We start from the raw sequence: 2,762 nt of genomic DNA on the forward strand, positions 1-2,762 counted from the left end.
AGTATGTTTATTTACTAATGCCAGTACGTATTTATGTAATATTTTATGCGACATTCTGAAGTGCGGAATATGGGATAAAAGGTACAGTGACGGTACAGAAGCGGTACTAAAAGAACCTATTTGTACCTGTTTTGTACCTGTTTTGTACCTGTTTTTTAGGTACTGAGTGCAAAAAAAGTACCAACGGGGACAGAAAAAAAGTACCAATTTTGAGCGTGGTACAGAGAAAATTTCAAAAAATATTTTTTTTTAGGGTACATAATATGCATCCATAGAAAAAATTTTTTTGCGTTGCTCTTAGTACCGTACCAGGGTACTAAATTTAGTATTGGCGACTGCCTGAAATTAAAATTACTGTTTCAATGCACTGTTTAAAAGCTGTTTTCGGTACAAAAATCATCGTTTTTTCGGTACAAAAAACCGCTTTTTGCTGGGTACGCGCGCGGCACGGGAAGGAGTTTGAGTTAGTTTTATTTTTGATTTCCGAGATATTATTAAGCTATTAATGATAAGTAAAATTGAGCTTGTACGAGAAATTTATGGTGCGGTACGGCTTACTAACTGAATATAGTAAGTCTACAGGTTTTAATAAGTAATGAAATACGCTCCCCGTTTGATTGGCTAAGGTTAGTAATTTGGTGCTTGTGTACTAATGGGGGAGTTTTGCGTAGCTCAACGGATGTCAGTGTGTGGGGGGTTGGGCGTTAATGAAAAGGTGCATTGTCGTGAACACAAATATCTCTATGAGTGGTGGGAAGTCCCAGGAAATCGTTACTTATAAGTCGGGTCAGCTGCGTTCGATAGCTGGTGAGTTGCGGCATGGGAGTGATTTTTTAACTGAGTTGCAGCAGAAGGCGGGGACTACGCAGCGGGGTTATGCTGGCAATATTAAACTGTTTTTTGAGTATTTCTTAAGTCGGGCGCCTACACAAGATGATGTTGAAGAGTTTTGGGGTTTGGATGAGGAGTCTGCTAATACGTTGATTTTGAAGTTTAAGAATTATCTGGTTGCGGAGGGGAGGAAGTCGGCAACGGTTAATCGGTATCTTGCGGCTATTAAGTTTTTGATTAAAGCGGGGAGGAATTTGAAGCGGTGCAGTTATCGGTTTGATAGTGACCGCATTGAGTCGCTGCGGGTGACTAAGTACAGGGATACTTCTGGGGTGAGGGTGGATGAATATAATAAGGTGTTTGATGTTATTGATGTGAGGACTGATAAGGGTAAGCGCGATTATGCTTTGTTTTTACTGTTTTGGTCGAATGTGCTGCGGCGCTCTGAGATTGCTAAGTTGAAGGTGAGTGATTTTAATTATCAGGAGTCGGTACTGCGGGTGTATGGAAAGGGTAAGGGGAATGATGATGTGAGGGTGGATTTGAATAGGACTGTTGCAGATGCTATATATAGTTGGTTACGTTGCCGTGATAGTGTGAAGCCAACTGACCCGCTGTTTATTGCGATGGATTTTCATAATTTTGGGCGCCCGTTGAGTGGGGATGGGTTGTATGCAATTGTGAGGATGACTTGCGCGCGTGCGGGGATTAGTAAAAGGATGTCACCGCACAGAATTAGACATAGCGGTATTACGGAAGCGCTGGATTTGGCGAAGGGGGATTACCGGAAGGTACAACATCTTAGTAGACATGCTGACCCGCGCGTTATTTTGGCGTATGAGGATAATAAGAATCAGTACCAATTGGAGTTGTCGAATAAGCTTGCCGCGCGCGTTGGTAGAAAACAGTAAAACCTGTACTGATTGGAATTGTCGAAAAAAGCCGCGCGCATCCGTAGTAAGCGAGAAAAAAATAGCACAAATGAGGAATGATATTGACCCAATTATTAAGTATCACTTTATACTTATTTAACTTTTAATAAATAATACTATTTGTTGCAGCTTGGTATAAAACTGTTGTGAAAGCCATATAGCTATATATTTGTAGCGATTTTTGAACGGTGGACTAAGCTCAGGGCAGAACGGCAGAGCTTCATATTTTATTGGTGATTTAATCGCAAAAAAATAGTGATAAAAATCACTGCTATGTTTTAAACACTTAAATAATATTACTGAATAACCTATGACAATAAATCATAGACGCTAACTCTCGATACTTTTTTGCTGACAACATACTAAGGGCGAGTAATAACTATCGATGTCAGACTCTAGATATGACCGTCTCAAATTAATTCCTAATTGGAAGCAGGAAAAGCTTGCCAATGCAAAGATTGCCGTGGTGGGGTGCGGCGCGCTTGGTAACGAGGTTCTGAAAAATCTTGCTTTGCTCGGTATTGGTAACATTTGGGTTGTAGACTATGACACTATTGAAATCCATAATTTAACTCGTTCAGTATTATTTCGAGAGTCTGATATAGGTAGACACAAAGCTGAAGTAGTTACCGAACGAGTAAAAGAACTTAATCCTGATGTCCAAGTATACCCAGTCATTGGCAAGTTAGAACTGGCATTTGGTCGAGGTTTGCTGCGTGAAATGGATGTAGTACTTGGTTGTTTAGATAGCGTTGGTGCTAGACGCTCACTAAACAAGCGATGTTATTTCGCAGGTGTTCCTTGGATAGATGGAGGAATTAGCCACTCTTCGGGAAACGTTGCTCTCTTCGATCCAAGAGTTCCTGAGACAGCTTGCTATCGCTGCAAAATGGATATATCGGCGTGGGAAAGGCTCAACGAGAGTAAAAGATAGGACAAAAAATCATCAGACATGCTAGACATGTTGTACATTTTAGACTAGACTTAAGAAGTAGTCTA

General features: G+C 40.7%; 2 protein-coding genes. Both read left to right on the forward strand.

The window, feature by feature from the left end:
- Positions 1-725: 725 nt before the first annotated feature.
- A complete protein-coding gene (locus tag DSM106972_RS50835; protein WP_233786995.1) occupies positions 726-1,742 on the forward strand; it encodes a tyrosine-type recombinase/integrase in 1,017 nt (338 codons plus the stop codon).
- Between the two features lie 406 nt (positions 1,743-2,148).
- Positions 2,149-2,697 (forward strand): HesA/MoeB/ThiF family protein, encoded by a 549-nt coding sequence (locus DSM106972_RS50840; RefSeq protein WP_201800920.1) that lies wholly within the window; start codon positions 2,149-2,151, stop codon positions 2,695-2,697.
- Positions 2,698-2,762 lie beyond the last annotated feature (65 nt).

Origin of the sequence: Dulcicalothrix desertica PCC 7102 (assembly GCF_003991905.1) — a bacterium.
In the GTDB taxonomy this organism is placed as follows: domain Bacteria; phylum Cyanobacteriota; class Cyanobacteriia; order Cyanobacteriales; family Nostocaceae; genus Dulcicalothrix; species Dulcicalothrix desertica.